Here is a 19,536-nt window from a genome sequence, read left to right as displayed (position 1 = left end):
AAAACAACCAGATCTGCAACAAATTGCTTACATAATTTCGCTTAACTTTTGTTGAATCACTAAGTGATCTCCCTAATAAATACAGAGAAACCTCTAGTGGATATATGCTGATTGACCAAGGCTTGATCCAGTATGGTTTGAAACGCACCATCGATATAAGGAAATAATCTTTCAAGACTTCTTTGCTCATTCATGTCAGGAATAATAATAAGAGTAGAACCTCAGCTTAAATAATTACTGACAGAAGATTTCATAATGAACTGGGACTCGTAAAAAGATAGACGTTTGATTAGATAACAGTAAGCAACAAAAAATATGAAAAAGTCTTGGGACTATTGATAAAGCATGTCTGTGCCCTTGATACTTGAGATAAGTTGGCTAAGTGACTTTTTGAAACAGTGTGAATTTTGATATGAAACGATTTTAGGGGGTTCTCAAAAAGGTTTGAAATGCTTGTTTAATAAAGCTGTGGATTAGTTTCGTCTCTCTTTTAATTCCGATACAGTCTAAAGGCTTAGAATGCCCGAGTTCGAAATGGCAATGCCTTAAAGTGAATTCAAACGATTACGCTGTTTGTCTGTTGCCTATGCAATTTATCTACGCAATTTGTTTTAGATAGTGTTATTTTAGTGACAGAGCATGAACAGAGAAATCCGAAAATATACGGTTTACTGCAATATTTGATTTCTTTGTAAGGTCTAGTCATTTATCAGTTCTTTTAGGCATGATTTAGGCTTAAAAAAATCCAGAAATGATGATAAATCTGTATTTATACTGCCTAAAATGCAAATAAAACAGTTTTTTTGAGCTTGGTTTATTGAATGCTCCTTAGGTTAGCAAAACCACCATATTAGTAGAGATGTCACGGATCAATATTTTTGTTAATCCTATCTACCTGTAGTAGTTTAGGATTAATACTATTACCGGCATCAGAATACTATGCGGTGCCTTCAGTAGGTTGACTACATATGTCAAATGACATGAAAATCGGGCACCAGGTAGATCTATTACAGAGAGAGACACTGGTATTGTTGGAACGGGCTTTGTATGTGCCTAAATATCATACTTTGCTACCATTCAGATGTGCATTTGGGTAAGGCAGAAACGTTTCAAATGGCCAGGATTCCAGTAGCGCAGCAGGTGAATGGCGAAACATTGAAGCAATTGAGATCGTACTGTAACAAAGTCCACCCCGAACAAATTTTTGTACTCGGAGAGGCTTTGGTGCGTGAATAAAGAAGTTGCGGAGCCGTAGGTGCCGGTAAAGTGTAGTTACCACACAAACACGGTACCGATGAAACGCACCTACAAACTCCGCAACTGGTCTGAGTATAACGCTGCTCTGGTAAAGCGAGGAAGTCTGACGTTATGGCTCAGTGATGAGGTGATTGCCGAGTGGAAAAACACTCAAAAGACTGGTAAACCAGGGGCATCGAAAGACTATAGCGATTTAGCCATCCAAACACTCTTGACCTTCAAAGTGCTCTATGGACTGGCCTTACGTCAAACCATTGGCTTTGCAGGGTCTATCTTTGAACTGATGGATGTATCGGTAGACTTACCGGTGCATACAACATTGTCACGTCGTCAACAGACATTACCGATTGATTTACCGATTCAGCCGACCTCTGGCAGTCGTCATGTGGTGGTTGATAGTACGGGCATTAAAGTGTACGGAGACGGGGAATGGAAAACCCGGCAGCATGGGGTGAGCAAACGTCGCACTTGGCTCAAACTCCATTTGGGTGTCGATGAGCAAACCGGAGAGATTCTGGCTGCCGTAGTGACTTCGAACGCCATCACTGATGGCGAGATACTCCCGGACATCCTCGACCAAATTCCCGATGAGATTGACCAAGTGAGTGCCGATGGGGCGTATGACCGCACCTACTGCTATGACGCCATTGATGAGCGTGATGCAACGGCAGCGATTCCCCCTCGCAAAGATGCCAAAATTTGGTTTCATGGCAATCGCAAACAGGCCCCGCATCCACGAGATGAAAACTTACGAGCGATTCGCAAACAGGGACGGTCTACCTGGAAAGAAGAGATAAACTATCATCGACGGTCTTTGAGTGAAACCATGATGTATCGACTCAAAACTATGTTCACAGGTGAGGTGTCTGCACGAGGGATTGAAAATCAAACGACAGAATTACTGTTGGAATGTTCTATTCTCAATCAGTTCACCCACTTAGGAATGCCCGATAGCTATCCTATTGAAGCCTAAGATCGATATCCTAGAGGACCGATCTGTCTACCAAAATATTCACGCACCAAAGCCACTCGGAGATCTATTTCACTCTCGTCAGGGCATGGTGACTGAAATAGAAATTGCCTGGTCTACATTCCTGGAAGAGGTGGATGCTAAAGTTACCCTAATTGTTGGTAATCATGACCGAATAGCGTTAAAGTCTGTTTTTAATATGAACTATATCATCCAGTTCCTCTAGGCAAGCTATTGCTCAGCCATGAGCCCGTTAGCCTCCGGTTGTGTAATTAAAATCTACTACTGAGAGTCTGCGGCTGCCCTGCTTTTACCATGAGCATCAGTTCCAACGGCTAACACTACCCTCTTTTGGTGCATTTACTGGAGGGCATGAGGTTGCTATCGGTAAAGGTCGGACAGCTTATCTAACTGTAGAAGGATGTCTGATTGTGTTAGATGCCCCAGCTTAAATTTAATGCTTACGCATGTGCTCGTCAGTGTGTAAAAGATCATATTTTAGCTACCAACACCAACAGCAGCATCTAACTCTATTAGCCAGGGGCGCTTAATTGCCTTTATAGACTTGCTAGAGCCGCTTTAAAGTTGGAAAATGCTAAATTTAACTCATCAGATAGCTTTAGATCCACAACTTCCCTTTGTCTACCTGACTTTTCTAACGCTTGACATAGGTTTTGAAGAATTACACCACCCAAAGCTGCACTACTCGATTTTAATGCATGGGCATTTTGTTCTAGTTGTTCAGAATTGCCTGTTTTAATGGCTTGAATGATCTTATCGACTAATGTTGATGCTTCGGTGATAAAAAGTTGTCTAACGGAAGAAAATGCCTCTGACTCTACTCCACCTAATGCGCCTAATGTTGACTCAAGTCTTGTCATATCTAAGGCAAGAGCTTGGTGAGAGGTTTCTAAGGGTTGCACTTGTTTCAATGCCTTTACCAAATCTGGAACATGAATGGGTTTACTAATGTAGTTATTCATTCCAGCATTTAGACACCGTTCACGGTCACCTTTCATTGCATTGGCCGTTAAGGCAATAATATAAGGCCGTTTGTCGACAGACCATTGTTTACAGATTTCAGCAGTCGCTGTCAGTCCATCCATTTCAGGCATATGGACATCCATCAGAACTACATCATAGGTTTGCCGTTTCAGGGCATCGATGGCTTCATAACCATTACCGACTAAATCAGGTCGGTAACCCATTTTGCCAAGCCATTGGCGGATCAGTTGCTGATTTACTAGATTGTCCTCTGCAACTAAAATTCGGAGAGGGTGTTTTTGGGCTAGCGTACTATCATATAAATCCGCCTCATTTGTCACCTCAGGTGTCTGTATCTTGACAGGCTGATCGACAAACACCTGGTTGAGAACGTTATACAAATGAGATTGTTTAATGGGTTTATTGAGGAATGCCTGAAAGTTAGCTTTCTTCAAAGCATTTTCTGCAAGTTCTGGTTTTCCCACAGATGTTAACATTACCAGAGGGAGAGTTTTCCCATAAGGTTTAGTGCGAATCTCATTAGCAAGTGTCAGCCCATCCACTTCCGGCATTTGCATATCAAGAATAGCTACATCAAAGGAATCTTGATGACAACTTAGAATACCCAGGGCTTCATAGGCAGACTGGGCTACTGTTGATTGCATATCCCAGGATTGAGTTTGAAGAGCCAACATTTTACGATTGGTGGCATTATCATCCACAATTAGTACGCGTTTTCCTCTGAGTTGATGTGTTTCAGATTCTATGTCAAGTTCTAAGGAGGGCAGTACTTCAACAACAATCGAAAAAGAAAAGCAAGAACCTTCTCCCACAACACTCGTGACATTCATATTGCCACCCATTAGTTCACAAAGTTGTTTGCTAATAGCAAGTCCTAATCCTGTACCACCGTATTTTCGTGCAGTGGAAGAATCCACTTGACTGAAGGATTTGAAGAGACGGTTCATTTTGTCGGTAGGGATGCCAATACCTGTATCTTGCACATCAAAATGGATGGTTACATAATCCTTTTCGATATCTTGGTCTATATGTGTTTGTGAAGCAGTAGTAAAAGGCTTGGCATGAACTTTGACTAATATTTCTCCTTCGTGGGTAAACTTGATTGCGTTACCCACTAAGTTGACTAAAATTTGGCGTAATCGAGTGACATCACCCACTAGTCGGTCAGGTATACCTGGCTCTGCTAGATAAGCAAGTTCTAAGTTTTTTTCAGCTGCTTTAGTGGCAAGTAAATCTAGCGATTCCTCAATACAAGTTCGAAGCTCAAATGGGCACTCTTCCATATCGAGCTTCCCTGACTCAATTTTAGAAAAATCGAGGATGTCATTAATAATAGTGATTAAGGAATTACAACAGTTCCAAATTGTTTCTGAAAAATTTCGTTGTTCCTGGGTGAGATCGGTGTCGAGTAATAGACCAGACATTCCAAGGATGCCATTCATGGGTGTACGGATTTCATGACTCATGTTAGCTAAGAAATCACTTTTTGATTGGGCAGCAGCCAATGCCTCATCACGTGCGATCGCAAGTCCAACTAAATTTTCCTGTAATTGATCAGCCATTTGATTAAGGGCTCGGCTGACCTGACCAATTTCATCCGGATATTTAATTTGAATGCGTTGTTCCAAATTCCCTTCTTCAAAGGATCGGGCAAATTTGTTTAATGCTCGAAGAGGGGTATGTACTTGCCGATGAAATAGGACTATCGTAAGTAGACCCAATAGCAGACTTACCAATGCCGCTATTTTGACATGGAATAGGACTGCCAAAATGCTTTCTTGACGTAGTCTTTGATGTGAATAGCCCAAGCGAACTTCCCCTAAGGGCTGTTCAAGTGATTCAATGGGAATTTCTACCTGGCGTATTTGGGGTAGAGTATTGAGAGATTGTAAGACACTTAATGTATCACTAGCTTGAGTACCTGACTTATCTATTGTTGATTTGACTAAAGCATTCTTATGATCGAGAGATTGTGTGATGATCTTGCCTTCTTGATTGATAATTACACTATAAACAATATCGACATCTTCCGTAGTCTTTTGCATTAATGTCTCCAAGTACAAAAGATCGAGGCTCAAGATTGCTTCTGGAACAACATCGCTAAGAAAATCAGCTTTGCTTTCTACCTGATTGCGTAAGCTAGTGATTTGTCGTGCTTGAGTTCGCTGGACTTGGATTAGCCCAAAAACTAGTTGCGTAGTGAGTGCACAAGACCCAGCTATGGTTAAGTAGCGTAGTGCTAAACTTTGCCGAAACCGTCGCAAAAGTTTCTTTGCTACTCTTTTCATAATCTAGCAGTCCTTATAATAAAAAATTAGCGTCGCTTACTCTAGAAATAAGTTTTACTTTATGGAGCGGTAAAAAAACCTTTCTGTTGAAGTTTGAAATTAGATGCTGTAAACAGTAAATTACTGTAATGCTGCTAACGCTGTTTTAAACGTCATAAACGTTGAAGTTATTTGCTCAGTGTAACTAGTATCTATTGGGTCTTTGTAGCGACCAGTTTTTTCTAGAGTTTGGCACAACGTTTGAAGACTTACTCCACCAAGTGCTGCACTACTGGATTTTAAGGCGTGAGCAGTATATTCTAGTTGTTCATGATTATTGGTTTGAATAGCCTCTACAATTTTTGAGACTAAGGTTGAGGCTTCACTTATAAATAGTTCTTTAAAGTTTGAAAATGTATCAGACTCTACCCCCCCTAACGCTATTAAGGTGGGTTCCAGTAGGTTTCTGTCTAAAGTAGGAGCACAACTAGATACTTCTAAAGGTGTTACTTTTTTTAGTACAGCGATCAAGTCTGGAACATGAATTGGCTTACTGATGTAGTCATTCATGCCAGCAGCCATACATAGATCGCGATCACCTTTCATGGCACTGGCAGTTAAGGCAACAATATGAGGCCGGTCAGCTGTAGACCACTGCTCACAAATTTTCTCTGTAGCAGTCAGTCCATCCATTTCAGGCATATGAACATCCATGAGAATGACATCGTAGGGCTGCCGTTTTAAGGCATCGATGGTTTCGTAACCATTGCCGACAATATCCGAACGGTAGCCTAATTTATCAAGCCATTGACGAATAAGTTGTTGATTGACCAGATTATCTTCTGCGACCAATATTCTGAGGGGGTGGCTTTGAGCCAAAGTACTATCTAGTCCAGATTGTTGATCAGATATAGACTTTTGTATTTTGATAGGCTGATCACTAAATACTTGGGCAAGAGCATCATAAAGATGAGATTGTTTAATGGGTTTGTTTAGAAAAGCACTAAATTTAGCTTGATCTAGGGCTTTAGGATCAACCTCAGGTCTACCTAAGGATGTGAGCATGACCAGAGGTAATTTCTTACCATAGGCCTGATCACGAATTTTATGGGCTAGGGTCAAACCATCGACCTCTGGCATTTGCATATCAAGAATAGCCACATCAAAGGAAGGCTGACAACTTAAGATGCCTAAAGCTTCATAGGCTGACTGGGCAGTGATGGGTTGCATTTCCCAGGACTGAGTTTGGAGGGTCAAAATCTCACGATTAGTAGCATTATCATCTACAATCAATACCCGTTTGTCTTTAAGTTGATGGGCGATATCAGAGACTTGCTCATTTTCTAGCGTGGGTAGAGCGTCTACTACTATCGAAAACGAGAAACACGATCCCTCTCCAACAACACTAGTTACCATCATTTTGCCACCCATTAGTTCACAGAGTTGTTTGCTAATGCTTAGCCCCAAGCCTGTACCACCATACTGACGAGTAGTAGATGCATCAACCTGACTAAATGATTTGAAAAGACGATCCATTTTATCGGTAGGAATGCCGATTCCTGTATCTTGAATATCAAAATGAAGGGTAACCAGGGATTCTTTACCCTGTGCATGACTGATGTCTTTTAGTTCGATATCTTCTATGGAAGATTGTTGGAGTGGCGTTGTGCGAACTTTAACTAATACTTCACCCTCATGGGTAAATTTCACTGCATTACCAATCAGGTTTACTAAAATCTGGCGTAGACGAGTGACATCCCCTAGGAATCTAGTAGGCGTGGAGGGGTCAGCAATATAGGCAAGTTCCAAACCCTTTTCAGCTGCTCTAGCGGCCAGTAGATCAAGGGACTCCTCAATACAGGTACGTAATTCAAAAGGGCATTCCTCTAGATCAAGCTTGCCGGACTCGATCTTGGAAAAGTCAAGAATATCGTTAATGATAGTAATCAACGAATTGCAACAATTCCAAATTGTTTCTGAAAAATTCCGCTGTTGCTGTGTGAGTTCAGTATCGAGAAGTAACCCGGACATGCCGAGAATCCCATTCATGGGCGTCCGGATCTCATGACTCATATTGGCCAAAAAATTGCTTTTAGATTCTACAGCAGCAAGGGCTTCATCTCGTGCGATCGCAATTTCTCGCTCTCGCCTTTCCAACATTTTTATTTCCAGATCTTTCAGCTGAATCACATGTTCTGAAGTTCGCTTTAACATAGCGTTAAAAGCCGTCATTACCTCTCCCAACTCATCGCGACGCTGTACAGAGAGAGAATAAAAACTAGCGGTTTTTTGCTCTAGCCCTATGCCTTGCTCAGCTGCCAACAGTAGATCATCCCGAAGACGTAAAATCGGTTGAATCACAGCTGGCCCCAAAGCCAACATGGTAGCAATTGTTACAAACAAACAAATTATCAGAACAAAAAAGACCATACGCCAAAAGTAATCTATGACTTCTGGCTGGATATTGGATGCATCCAATCTGGCGATGACAATATACTCACCCCCTAGCCTATCGGCAGGCCACACTACATCATATCTTTGATCATTATTGCTACGTTGCTGTAGAGGAAGATTTGAGTCTATTTGGCCAAGTTCTAAAGCAGGTGCCTCTCCCACGTGCTTTAGAACTTGGCCATCAAGATCATAAAGACTAATTCCTTTGACCAAAGGGGGCAAAGCAAGATTCCCTTGAGGTATTGCTAAAGGTTGACTCTCACTATTAGCTGCATTGAACCTTGCCCAGGAATGTATAGCAACAAATCCTGTGTCCTCAAGCTGTTGTAGTAGCTCTTTCTCTTTTTTTTGCCAAGATGGAATGACAATCAAGGCTTCAATTAAGACAATACTACTAAATACCCACAAAGCAATGTGTCGGGAAAGACGTGCTTTGAAAGGACTAAGTAGTCTTTGAGGCAGAGATAGCATGGCTAAGCCTGTAGCTAGAGTTATTTTCTCAAGGTCAGCACCGTTTAAATTACCTATCTAAAAAATGAGCGTTTTCTATCTCCCATATTCCTTAAAGAGTGTGGAGTCTCAACTCACCTTAAGCAGCTAAAATCTTTGCTTCAAAGTCCTGTTGATCTATAAAAGTTTTAAATACTCGATCCATTTTTGTGAGTTCAAATAACATTTTGACCTGCTCTGTTAGCCCACAAAGATAAATTTGTTTGCCCCTAGCACGTACGATTTTTAACATAGCAACCATTGCTCCAATACCAGTGCTATTCATAAATGTCACCTGATTCATATCTAACAAAACAATGTCGATACCTTCGTGTAATAAGTCGGTGACTTGAAGCTTAAGCTCGTTAGTTGTAGCACCATCTAGGATGCCTGCGGGCTCAAGTGTTTTAAGATTTGTAGTCATGAGAATCTCCTAGAGATGATGATATAGTTCTAATCAAATTTGTCGAAGGTCGGATGTTGCTACTTGACTTATTCTGCTTTTACACAATAGCCAATGGTGTATTTTGTAAAACCATTGCAAGAACTAGAGCCTAGAAATAGATTAGGAACTTGTCTTAGGTTGCCAATAGGCTGCCCGAATGACGACCCATAATAACGCCAGGTGGTAACAACTCCACCCCACATTGACCAGGTATATTAGGGGATCTGGCCAATGACCCAAGACCAATTGGAGTAGTCCCCAGGCCATACCTGCAATAGTAAGGCCAAAAACAATTAATTGTATGCGTACAAGCTCCCAGAATACGCCAGATTGTCGTTGTTTAGGGGTGACCTTAAATGAGACGTTTTTGCCCGTTAAAACACTCCAGACGGCCTGGATTTGTAGCGGAAAAAGGGCAATGGCATATTGTTCATTACGCCATACTTCTTTTTTAGGGACTTTCCATGCTGCTGCCAACAAATTGAGGCGGTTAATTACATAGGTTGGCACAAAGTGTAATATAAACGCTGGGCCGTAGCTGCTAACAGGACTTAGACCCGTGAAAAATGAAATTATTGGACAGGCTAGAAAGACAATTACAAAGAAACCTGCAAAATAGCTGTACATCGTCTGAAAATATTGCATCCGTTGCCAGAATGTCAGGCCTGACTTGAATAGAGGATTATCTCGTACTAATACCTGTATTGTTCCTTGAGCCCAACGTAACTTTTGGGTTAAAGTTGAGCTAAGATCATCAGGTGCAAGTCCCTCTGCCAAAATTTCATGGTGATAAACGGACTGCCAACCCGCCGAGTGGAGGCGCATAGCTGTGTTCATGTCTTCTGTGATGCTAATGCTAGAGACTCCACCAATCAAATCAAATTCGTCTAAGCGACTTTCATCGGCTATAAAATCATTGGCAAAATGCTGTAAACCCATACTTACCAATGCTTCCCGTCGTAAGATCGCATTGGTTCCGGTATAAAATGCAGCATTCATCCCGTCCTTCCCTTGTTGAATAGGACCATAGAAAAAGTGAGCTTCATGGCCAAAGGGATCGCCTTTAGGTAGGTTGTAAAATGCTTGAGGTGTCTGTACAAAAGCGACTTTATTCAGCTCATAGCGCCCTTGCTCTAAGTTGAATCGGAAAAAATTAGGTAATACCCGCTGCAAAAGTTGTGGTTTAGGAATATGGTCAGCGTCTAGAGTGACAATAAAGTCACCCTGGGTTTCACCACAGAAAATGGCATGGTTAATATTGCCTGCTTTAGCATGGTGTGGGCGATCTTTAGGTTTGTGTCGTGCGATGTAGCGGCAGCGTGCTAGATCACTTAATGCAGTGGTTTGTTTGTCAATTTGTCCTTCTAGCTTATGAACTTCAGCCTCAAACGTTGATGTGGTACTAGTGTATTCTGGCTGAGTCAGCAATAGAAGTTGTCGTGTGCTTTGTAGGTACCCTTGGCTTTGCCAATATTGATGATCTTGTATAGAACTTTGCGGTACAAATTGCTTGATCATGATCAGGCAGTTACGACCACTGGGTTCACGTACATAAGTCAGGTGATCTGCAAGCTGCTTTAAAATGCTAATGCCTCTTCCCCGTTCTGCATTTTGATCAATCTCATCAGGTAGTTTTTGTAAATGCTTCTCAAAATCAAAGGGGGCACCTTGATCCCAAATACGTATGATAATGTCGCCATTTAGAATAACAAGCTCTAAGTCAATGGGGGTGTCTGGGGGTAAATGTTTATGGGCATGGCTGACTACGTTATCAAACCCCTCACCTAATAAGGTTTGTGCTGCAAACCAATCCTTGTTGGGAATCATGGGCTGTTTCATGGTACTAAACCAATCCATGAGTGATTCCAATTCATTAAAATCGGTTTTTATTTGAATTCTCTGACAACTCAGGGTTTCTTCAATCGATTCTAAATCTTGTTGTAAATACTGTATTTGTTCTAGGCGACTACTTAAATAATAACGTTCAGCTTCTATTTGTTCAGCGGCGAGTTGTAACTTTGGTGATTGCAGATCCTGTATACAAAGTTGTTCTGCCATAGCTCGCATGTCTGGAGAATTACCGTCATCCAGTATGTAAACTCGGAGCTTATTGACAGGATAATCTATTTTTAGTGCTGCCTGTGCTGTTTCTTGAACAATATCAACAGGTTCGCTGTAGCACGTAATAAATATATCAACAGTTGGATAGTCTGTTTTTGATAACGTTGGTGTGAGTTGATCCAGGTTTTTGACCCGTCGCTCAATCGGTCGCCATAACCCAACTAAAAACAGTATGCCTCCCATAAACATATATATTTCAGCTAATACAAGGGGGACTGAAAACCAAAGGGCCTCTGTATTAAGGGATTGGGTTAAGCGCCATTGCAAATACCATGTCCCAACGATTAGATTCACTAAAACCAGGTAACGAAATAGCAAGGTGCAATCGCGCAAGCGCACTTGGATATTGTTCATCAATGGTTTCTGGTCCAGCTGACCAATTAAGCTACTCATCCGTCAATTAAAATAGTTGTAAGTGACTCTTGTTTCTCTAATCCAATTACCTTAGTATTTTCACTGAATCTCAATTTATTGAGTAAGAATAAGACTAATCCTAATCTTCTTGTCAATGGTGATAGAGTATGCTCGCTCAACTAGCAGAGATATTTGTCCTATTGAGTTTTCCCATTAACGAGACTAGATAAACAACATTACTTTGTTGGTACTTAAAACTGTTTTAGGAGCAGAACCATATTATTAGGTAAACTTAATGGATGTTAGATATGAATTGGTAAGTATCAAACCTCCGCACGTCTCATATTTAAGCATTTCCACTAATTAATAAACCAATCAACCCAATCAGCGAAGCATTATAGTCAATGGCATATTCATTGGTTGCATAGGACTTCTCATCATCCAAATAACTCAATATACCTAGACCTTTTGGTGCAATATTATCTTGGGCATCAGAATTGGGACCTCCAACAACTAAACCAGGAATCAGCAATCCTTTAGCCCGAGCAAAAAGATGATTTACATGACGTACAGGGTTTGCCCCAACTCCCGTCACAAACGTCTGATTAAAGGGGTTTCGCCCTAAGAGAAAATGAAGTTGATCCAAAGCAGCATATTGATAGCGTTGCTCCTGGCTGATTTGATACGCATAGGCTAAAGTAATACCTTCTTCTGCGGCCAGTTTATTTGAGCCCCAAATAAAGCGATGGTTGGCTAAACGGTAACCATTATTCTCTACCCTCGTTAGAATCTCATCTGCTTTTGTTAGTAGCTTTTGGTCAATGATTGCATTCAGTTCGGATGAGCTAGGCTGGCGTTTCTGCAGTCTGTAGTCTACTAAAGCTAACGGTGATAGATCTTTCCATTCAAATAGGGTGTAGGTGATTTCTAATAAATGGGTCTCTAAATATTGCTGATACTTTTTGTTGCCAGTGGAAATATATAACTCCACTGCTGCCCAGAAGCGATCATCAAGGTCAGTTTTAAGACTCTCTTCTCGATCAATATCTGAAGCTAAGTATTTCCCAGAACCACTATCATCACCTTCATACCAATCCACTTGCATGGTTGGTTGCCCTTCTAAATACTGCCAGGCTAGGTCTGCGGAAGCCTGATATTGATCGGCCAAGTTGACATCAAATGATTCAAAGACTCGGGCCGCCATGGCCATGGCACCAGCAAGCTTACCTGTTTCAGGGGTAGAAATGCCGTAGATATAGCGGGTTTGAGCATCTTCGTCAGGTGCCATCCCAATGGGCCATTCCGAGCCAGAAAGTTTGCGATAGACAGCCCCATCAGAACGCTGCATTCGTAGCATCCAATCTAGGCCAAATTTCATCTCATCTAAAACATCAGGAATGCCGTTACCGCTTTCTGGAATGGTTAGTTGACCATCCCAAAAGAGACTAGGGTGCTGTTCGTAAAGGCTAAGAATACGAGCGACTGTTGTGGCTGTTGTAGCAACATATTTGCCATAATCTCCTGCATCATGCCATCCTCCCGTAGCATTGATCTTGTCATTGACTTGGTGCAGCGTATCTGCATGAGCTAAGTTATGATCATGCAGGTGACAAGGCGCATGGTATAAACCCGTAATAGGGTCATCTAAAATTACACCACAACGCTGTAGGTAATATGATCTTAGCAGCGATATTAGCGTCGTTTGGTATGCGTTGTCAGAGATACTAAAGGGGGCTGATTCTGCTGAGCCCGCTCGAACTATGTATTTTCCAGGTTGTTGAATATGACTAAAATCAACAGGTTGTAAAACATCTCCACTGAGGCGCTCCGACTGTACTGGCTCAGAGGGATCTAACTCAACAACTTGTTGATTATCTAAGTTTATAAGCTGTATAGGAGTTCCTTTAAGAGGACTCGATATAAAGGCGACTTTAAGCCATTGTGGATAGTATCCCACTTGGTTAAGTAATACTTTCACGGAAGAGTCTGGAGCCTGAGTGTGTCCCTTAAATTGCGGGATACAAGTAGCTAGAAAGACAGCAATAGCTAATGATAGTAGAAGTCTAAAAGTTCGCTTCATAGCTTTTGTAGTAAACTACGTTACCGAGATAATCTTTATTTAAGAAACCTATATCAATCGGATGAAGATATTCATCTGATTTCATTGTCCACAGCCATCGCTATCCAAAGCTTTAGCCGATAACTCATATGGTGGAAATGAGCACAAAGCTATAACTAAGTTCTTATGGAATCCATTGACTAAATGTTGTAGCTGCACTGCTATTAGATTCCCCAAAACAATTACTTTTTTATCGTTATCATTAATAGGAGTATTTTTAGACCTGAGAAGATTGAGATGCAATATTGTCGTTTTGATCGATGATAGCTTGAAGAAGCGTTATCCCCTCATTAAGAGCTATTTCAAGTTTGATTACAGAGCTGGCCAGGGCAATATTGCCAGCACGACTTTCATTTTCGATATATTGACACAACCGCTGAACTGTTACTAATCCTAATGCTGCACTACTTGACTTTAGGGTGTGGGCTGCATGTTGAATCTGCTGAGCATTTTGTTCATCAATAGCCTCTTTAAAGGCTTTGATTAACTGCGAACTTTCTTTCAGATATATATCGACAAATAATTTTAATTTTTCAGATGCCAAACCACCTAATGGAGCTAGTGTTTGCTCTAAGCGGACTCTATCTAGATCGGTCGTTTTTTCAGCAGTCGTTAGTTCTGCAGACGTTTTCGGAGAGTTATGAGCTAGTGGATCTTTGATATGTGCAGCCGTACGTCTGTCAATGGGATACTCTTCTAAAGCTTTTATCAGGTTGTCAATATGAATAGGTTTACTGATATAGTCATCCATCCCTGCCGCCAGAAACTTCTCTCGGTCCCCTGTCATAGCATTGGCTGTCACTGCAATAATGTAAGGCTGCTCATTTTCGGACCATGATTGTCGAATCATCTTTGTTGCAGCTAGGCCATCCATTTCTGGCATCTGAATATCCATCAAGATGACGTCATATGTTTGGCGCTTTAGGCAATCGAGAACTTCCAATCCATTACTAACCAAATCTGGACGGTATCCCAACTTGGCCAGCCATTGTTTGGCTAGTTGTTGGTTTACCATATTGTCTTCGGCTACTAAAATTCTGCATGGCAACCTTTGTGCCATTGTATTGTCTATCTTGTTATCCTTAGTTAAACCGGAGTGGTAAGTTACTTTACCCGTAATGCCATGGGTCAGGGCATTATATAGATCATTCTGTCGGCATGGCTTATTTAAAAAAGCAACAATTCCCGCCCGTAAAGCCTTTTCCTTGAGGTCATGAGTACGAACAGATGTGAGCATTACCATCGGTAAGTTAGGACACTGAAGCTTCAGCTTTGGAGCCAACATTAAACCATCTATACCTGGCATTTGCATGTCTAGAATGGCCACATCAAAAGGCTGTTCTATTTGCCCAATTACGCCTAAGGCTTCGTAGCCTGATCGGGCAGGAAATACCTCCATTTTCCATTGCTCTGCTTGATGGGTAAGGATCTTGCGATTAGTGTCATTATCATCCACAAGCAATAACCGTTTACCTTTAAGTTCAACCTTGGGTAGTTCTAGATTATTCTCTGAAATGGACTGGGCTTTGATAGTAAAGAAGAATTTTGATCCCTTATTTAGCTCACTTTCAACCCAGATTTCTCCTCCCATGGCATGGCAAAGACATTTGCTAATTGCCAGTCCTAGACCAGTGCCTCCATATTTACGTGTAGTGGATGAATCAACTTGCTGAAATGCATCAAAAAGAGACTCGACTCGATCTGCAGGAATTCCAATACCGGTGTCACTTACGCAACAGCGAATAAGATATAAGAGTTTATCAGATGAGTTCACATCTAATATAGGCTCCGCAATAACCCGAATAACAATTTCGCCTTCATGGGTAAATTTGACAGCATTGCCTAATAAATTCACTAGGATTTGGCGCAACCGGGTTACGTCCCCAACTAGGCTAACAGGCACATCCATGTCAATTTGGTAGGTCAATTCTAATCGCTTTGTTGACGCCTTTGGTGCGACTAGGTCCAGACACTCTTCAATACAAGATCTTAGATTAAAAGGGCATTCTTCTAAATCTAGCTTGCCAGATTCAATTTTAGAAAAATCAAGAATATCGTTGATAATACGAAGCAGACTATCACCGCTATGACGAATAGTAGAAACAAAACCAATTTGCTGATCATTCAGATCGGTATCTAGTAATAGTCCCGTCATACCAATCACCCCATTCATAGGCGTGCGAATTTCATGGCTCATGGTAGCCAGAAAATCACTTTTTGCCTGTGCAGCTTCTTCAGCCGTTTCCTTTGCTTGTTTGAGAGACTGCTCACGGGTAACTACTTCGTAAGCCATATGCTGAAAAGCACGGGCAAGTTCACCAGGTTCATCTGGTCGTTTAGCAATGGGGTTTAGACTAGTAAATTTCTGTTGCCAGTCGTCTAAAGTGGGAAATTCATTTCCACGAATTTGCTTTGCTAAATGAGTTAGTTTCTTGAGGGGGTGCACCACCTTTTGTTTTAGTAGGCGATTCATAAGGAATATGATGGTGGCCATCATGCCAATAATGACGGCCATGACCAGCTTCAGGTAATGGTAGCCTTGTTCTAGTAAGGTATTAGCAGGTACATAGATAGTTTGAGCAGCAACCACCTCGTTTATTTGCCAGTTATATCCTTGTTGATTACCATAGGTCGCTATCATGCTTTGGGGAGCATCTTCGACACGGCCATGACATTCTAAACAGCTACTTTTTTTAATCGCTAAAGGACGAGCAATATAAAAAAGCTTTTTACCGTCCTGTTCTCGATACCCACTGAGTTCGTCAGGGGCACTATCCTGACGGAAAATGTTGACTATATCGGTTTCAAACTCATCAGCCTGGTCCCTAGGATTTGATGGATTTAATGTAGCCTCTTTATATAGGAAGTTACTGTACTCAGGAGATTCTCGAAAATGTTCAAATACTTCTCTAGCACCATATGCAGGTACAGTTTCTCTAATAAATGAGCTAGATTGAGCTAACTGATCAGCTAGTTGAGGTTTGATGCTTTCGCTTGTATAGTTGCGCACGGCATTCATGGTCTGAATCATCATGTGTGCTCGTGCTTTGATCTCGGCTTTGGCCAGTTGTTGCATTGCATTAGAGAGTGCAATGCCGCTGATAACAGTTCCACCAATAAAAACAATCGTGAAAAAAAGTGTGAACTGTCTATTTAGCGTTTGATTTTTGGCCATTGGTTGACAAATAAGTTTTTTTATAGGTTCTGATAGATTTGTAATTCAGAGCGATCTTACCTATTGCATTGTTGTGAGGTTAAAGAGTTATGCATCACTTAAAGTAATTTCTTCTAGGGCTAGTAATATTTTCGATTTCACGACTGAAAATATTACTAGCTGTAGGCGAGACGATCTTAAATAATAATGAGTTATCTCCCAGGAGGTTGCCGTGACTATCTCGTAGAGCCACTATATATTCGCATCCACCTAAGGATCTGTTAAGAAACTACTTCATGGTTTAAACCGGAAAGGCTTGTTAAACCGTGATTTAAAGGATCAAAGCCATGATTTTAATTTTTAACAAGTCCTAAGCACAGTTTCGATTAGTCGTCCCCAAAGATAAGCCTGTGAATAAGACCATTAGTCACGTAAGATTTACATTATTCGATAAAAGCAGCAACTTAAGACTTTTTATAGACAATCACCTTTTCGTCTTTAGAACCTTCAGAAAAGTCATTTCTATCTATTTCTATGTATAAAAGTGAAAGAATCTTATCAGTTATAAAAATATAACTTGTTCATGTATGCTAAAGCTGGGTGGTTATTCCCAAATAACGGCAGACTTATAAGTAACATATTGTTTGGAGTGTTCAGTGGTTTAACGGGCCAACCGTAGAACAAATAGACGACAATAGTAATACTGAATGCATTCAGAAATTTGCTACGCATATAGTCATTTACCTCTAAGCCTTCTGGAGATTATCTATACCTTGAGCTATGCTATATCAAGCTATATTTATCAATCTATAGCGCAGGATTTATCATATAAAAAGTCTGCACTATAGATTTTCTATAGAAAATTAATCAAAAACTATACAGCTACCGAATCAGCAATCTTGAAAAACTGATTAGATAGACTCAAGTCAGTTACATTTTCCACAATACCAATCAGTTCATTCTGTCTTGCTGTCTTCAGATAAATTCCAATACCTTGCTCTAAGTCCTCTGCAGTAGCTTCTAACAAATAGTCATCTAAAGACCCGTGTAGTTGGATTAAATCATTCTGTTTATAGTTGAAATCACTGATAAGGGCATAATCATATTCACCTAATGAAAGATTATCCCCATCATCGTAGAATGCGCTAGTTGTATCGCCTAAATAAAAGATATCAGCGCCTTCACCACCAGTCAGGATATCAATTTCATTGATACCGACCAAGGCTGTTCTAGTTGATGCATTGATATCAACGCCTATCAGGCTATCTCTCCCTTTATCACCAAATAGCTGATCGTTTCCTAGACCGCCCTGGAGATAATCATGGCCAAAATTTCCCTCTAAGAGATCATTACCTGCCCCACCATCAAGGTGGTCTTGTCCCAGTCCACCATCAAGCTCATCATCACCAGCGCCACCATTGAGGATGTCACGACCTCGATCACCAAAGAGATAGTCCTCACCGTCTTCACCATTCAGGTGGTCTTGTCCCAGTCCACCATCAAGCTCATCATCGCCAGCGCCACCATTGAGGATGTCACGACCTCGATCACCAAAGAGATAGTCCTCACCGTCTTCACCATTCAGCTGATCATGCCCCCACCCACCATCAAGATGGTCATTACCTGTACCCCCATCAAGTTCATCATGCCCTTTATAGCCAAAAAGCTGGTCATCACCAGTACCACCATCTAAGATATTCTTTCTCTCACCACCATTCAGGATGTCATTACCGTCTTCACCATATAAATTGCCTATTTTTGAGAGACTTAAGACATCGTCACCCGCTCCGCCATAAATATCGCCTCTAGTACGACTTAAGGTATCGTCACCTAGTCCACCATGTAAGATACCTCTTTTATTTTGATATACTCGGATGTAATCAATGTCATAGCTGCTAGGGAAAAGGGTTGTATGATCCGGATCTCCTGGCCAGGAACCACAAACGGCTAAATTTGCTAATAAGTACATGGCCTGTTGAGGAATGTTCCCAGTAATTGTGAAGGCTTTTTGGCCATCTACAAACCAAGTGATTCTTTCGGGAGTCCATTTCACTGCAAAGGTATGCTCTCCTTCCGAAAAATCTATTCCTGAGACAGAGTTACCTTCCATGGCATTACCGTTGGGAGCGTCAGGGTCTTGGTAATGCAGTGTCCCATAGACAGTATCTGTCTGGTGCCCTAAAAATTCCATAATGTCAATTTCAGGAGGCCATTCACCTGTGCTTGGCAACATCCAAAAGGCGGGCCAAAGGCCCTGTCCAACCGGTAGAGATGCCTTAATTTCCATATAGCCATAGGTAAAGGCAATCTTGTCATGCCCGGAAATCATCCCTGATGTATAGTCAAAGAACAAATCTTTGCCCTGCTGTGCCAGGAGATATTGATCAACCCCTTCAAAGGCCTCAAGGGGTTGATCTAATTTGTTAGCACTTATACTGAGCGTTCCATTTGCTACAGTCAGTGCTTCATCGACATAATACTGTGCTTCGTCATTAAAAGTGTTGGTGCGGCTACCATAGTAGTAGGTTGTATTCCAGTTATCCTGGTTGAGTTCTGAGCCGTCAAAGTTATCTTCAAAAACTAAATCCCAGTTGGTTAGGATAGATGGATGATTGACCACGATCGTTCTTCCTGAATGCCTTGTACTTAGAAAATGTATCTGTATGATCGATTGTGCACATAGCTGTTGCTATTTCTAGCTTTCAGCGATCACCGACGTTTTGAACCATGTGCACCTATACGTTAACTGCACATTATTTAACCAGCCCTAATCGGGCAAGGATGCTGATAAAGAGTCAAGGAGAGCGGTGATTACAAGATTAGAAATGTTGGGGCAAATCTGATATCACCTTTCAACCTTCCTTGAGATGTCACGATTGTTGGGTGAAAATAGACATTCTT

General features: G+C 41.3%; 8 protein-coding genes. 1 reads left to right on the top strand and 7 read right to left on the bottom strand.

Going from position 1 to position 19,536, the window contains the following annotated elements; all coding sequences use genetic code 11:
• The first annotated feature begins 1,294 nt into the window (after window positions 1–1,294).
• Complete coding sequence (locus tag U2F10_RS01570) at window positions 1,295–2,230, top strand: IS5 family transposase (protein WP_499870216.1); 936 nt, start codon at window positions 1,295–1,297, stop codon at window positions 2,228–2,230.
• 554 nt (window positions 2,231–2,784) lie between these two features.
• Here U2F10_RS01570 and U2F10_RS01565 read toward each other — a convergent pair.
• The 7 genes from U2F10_RS01565 to U2F10_RS01535 form a co-directional block, all read right to left on the bottom strand.
• The gene (locus U2F10_RS01565; protein ID WP_499870405.1) at window positions 2,785–5,277 is read right to left on the bottom strand and encodes a response regulator; all 2,493 of its coding nucleotides are present in this window, start codon (window positions 5,275–5,277) and stop codon (window positions 2,785–2,787) included.
• Between the two features lie 363 nt (window positions 5,278–5,640).
• Entirely contained in the window at window positions 5,641–8,424 is a 2,784-nt protein-coding gene (locus tag U2F10_RS01560) for a response regulator (RefSeq protein ID WP_499870307.1), read from the bottom strand.
• A 118-nt stretch (window positions 8,425–8,542) separates the two neighbouring features.
• A complete protein-coding gene (locus U2F10_RS01555) occupies window positions 8,543–8,866 on the bottom strand; it encodes an STAS domain-containing protein (protein WP_163665154.1) in 324 nt (107 codons plus the stop codon).
• 141 nt (window positions 8,867–9,007) lie between these two features.
• Complete coding sequence (locus U2F10_RS01550) at window positions 9,008–11,401, bottom strand: glycosyltransferase family 2 protein (protein ID WP_499870305.1); 2,394 nt, start codon at window positions 11,399–11,401, stop codon at window positions 9,008–9,010.
• Between the two features lie 307 nt (window positions 11,402–11,708).
• Window positions 11,709–13,340 (bottom strand): glycoside hydrolase family 9 protein, encoded by a 1,632-nt coding sequence (locus tag U2F10_RS01545; protein ID WP_499060940.1) that lies wholly within the window; start codon window positions 13,338–13,340, stop codon window positions 11,709–11,711.
• 358 nt (window positions 13,341–13,698) lie between these two features.
• Window positions 13,699–16,656, bottom strand: a complete 2,958-nt coding sequence (locus U2F10_RS01540; protein ID WP_499870303.1) for a response regulator — start codon at window positions 16,654–16,656, stop codon at window positions 13,699–13,701.
• Window positions 16,657–17,509: 853 nt separating this feature from the next.
• Entirely contained in the window at window positions 17,510–19,255 is a 1,746-nt protein-coding gene (locus tag U2F10_RS01535) for a family 16 glycosylhydrolase (RefSeq protein WP_163665162.1), read from the bottom strand.
• Window positions 19,256–19,536: the final 281 nt, after the last annotated feature.

It is taken from the genome of Leptothoe sp. EHU-05/26/07-4, from assembly GCF_043421015.1.
GTDB lineage: Bacteria > Cyanobacteriota > Cyanobacteriia > Phormidesmidales > Phormidesmidaceae > Leptothoe > Leptothoe turfae.
Note: the sequence above shows the minus strand (reverse complement) of the source record. Positions and strands in the feature narration are given on the sequence as shown.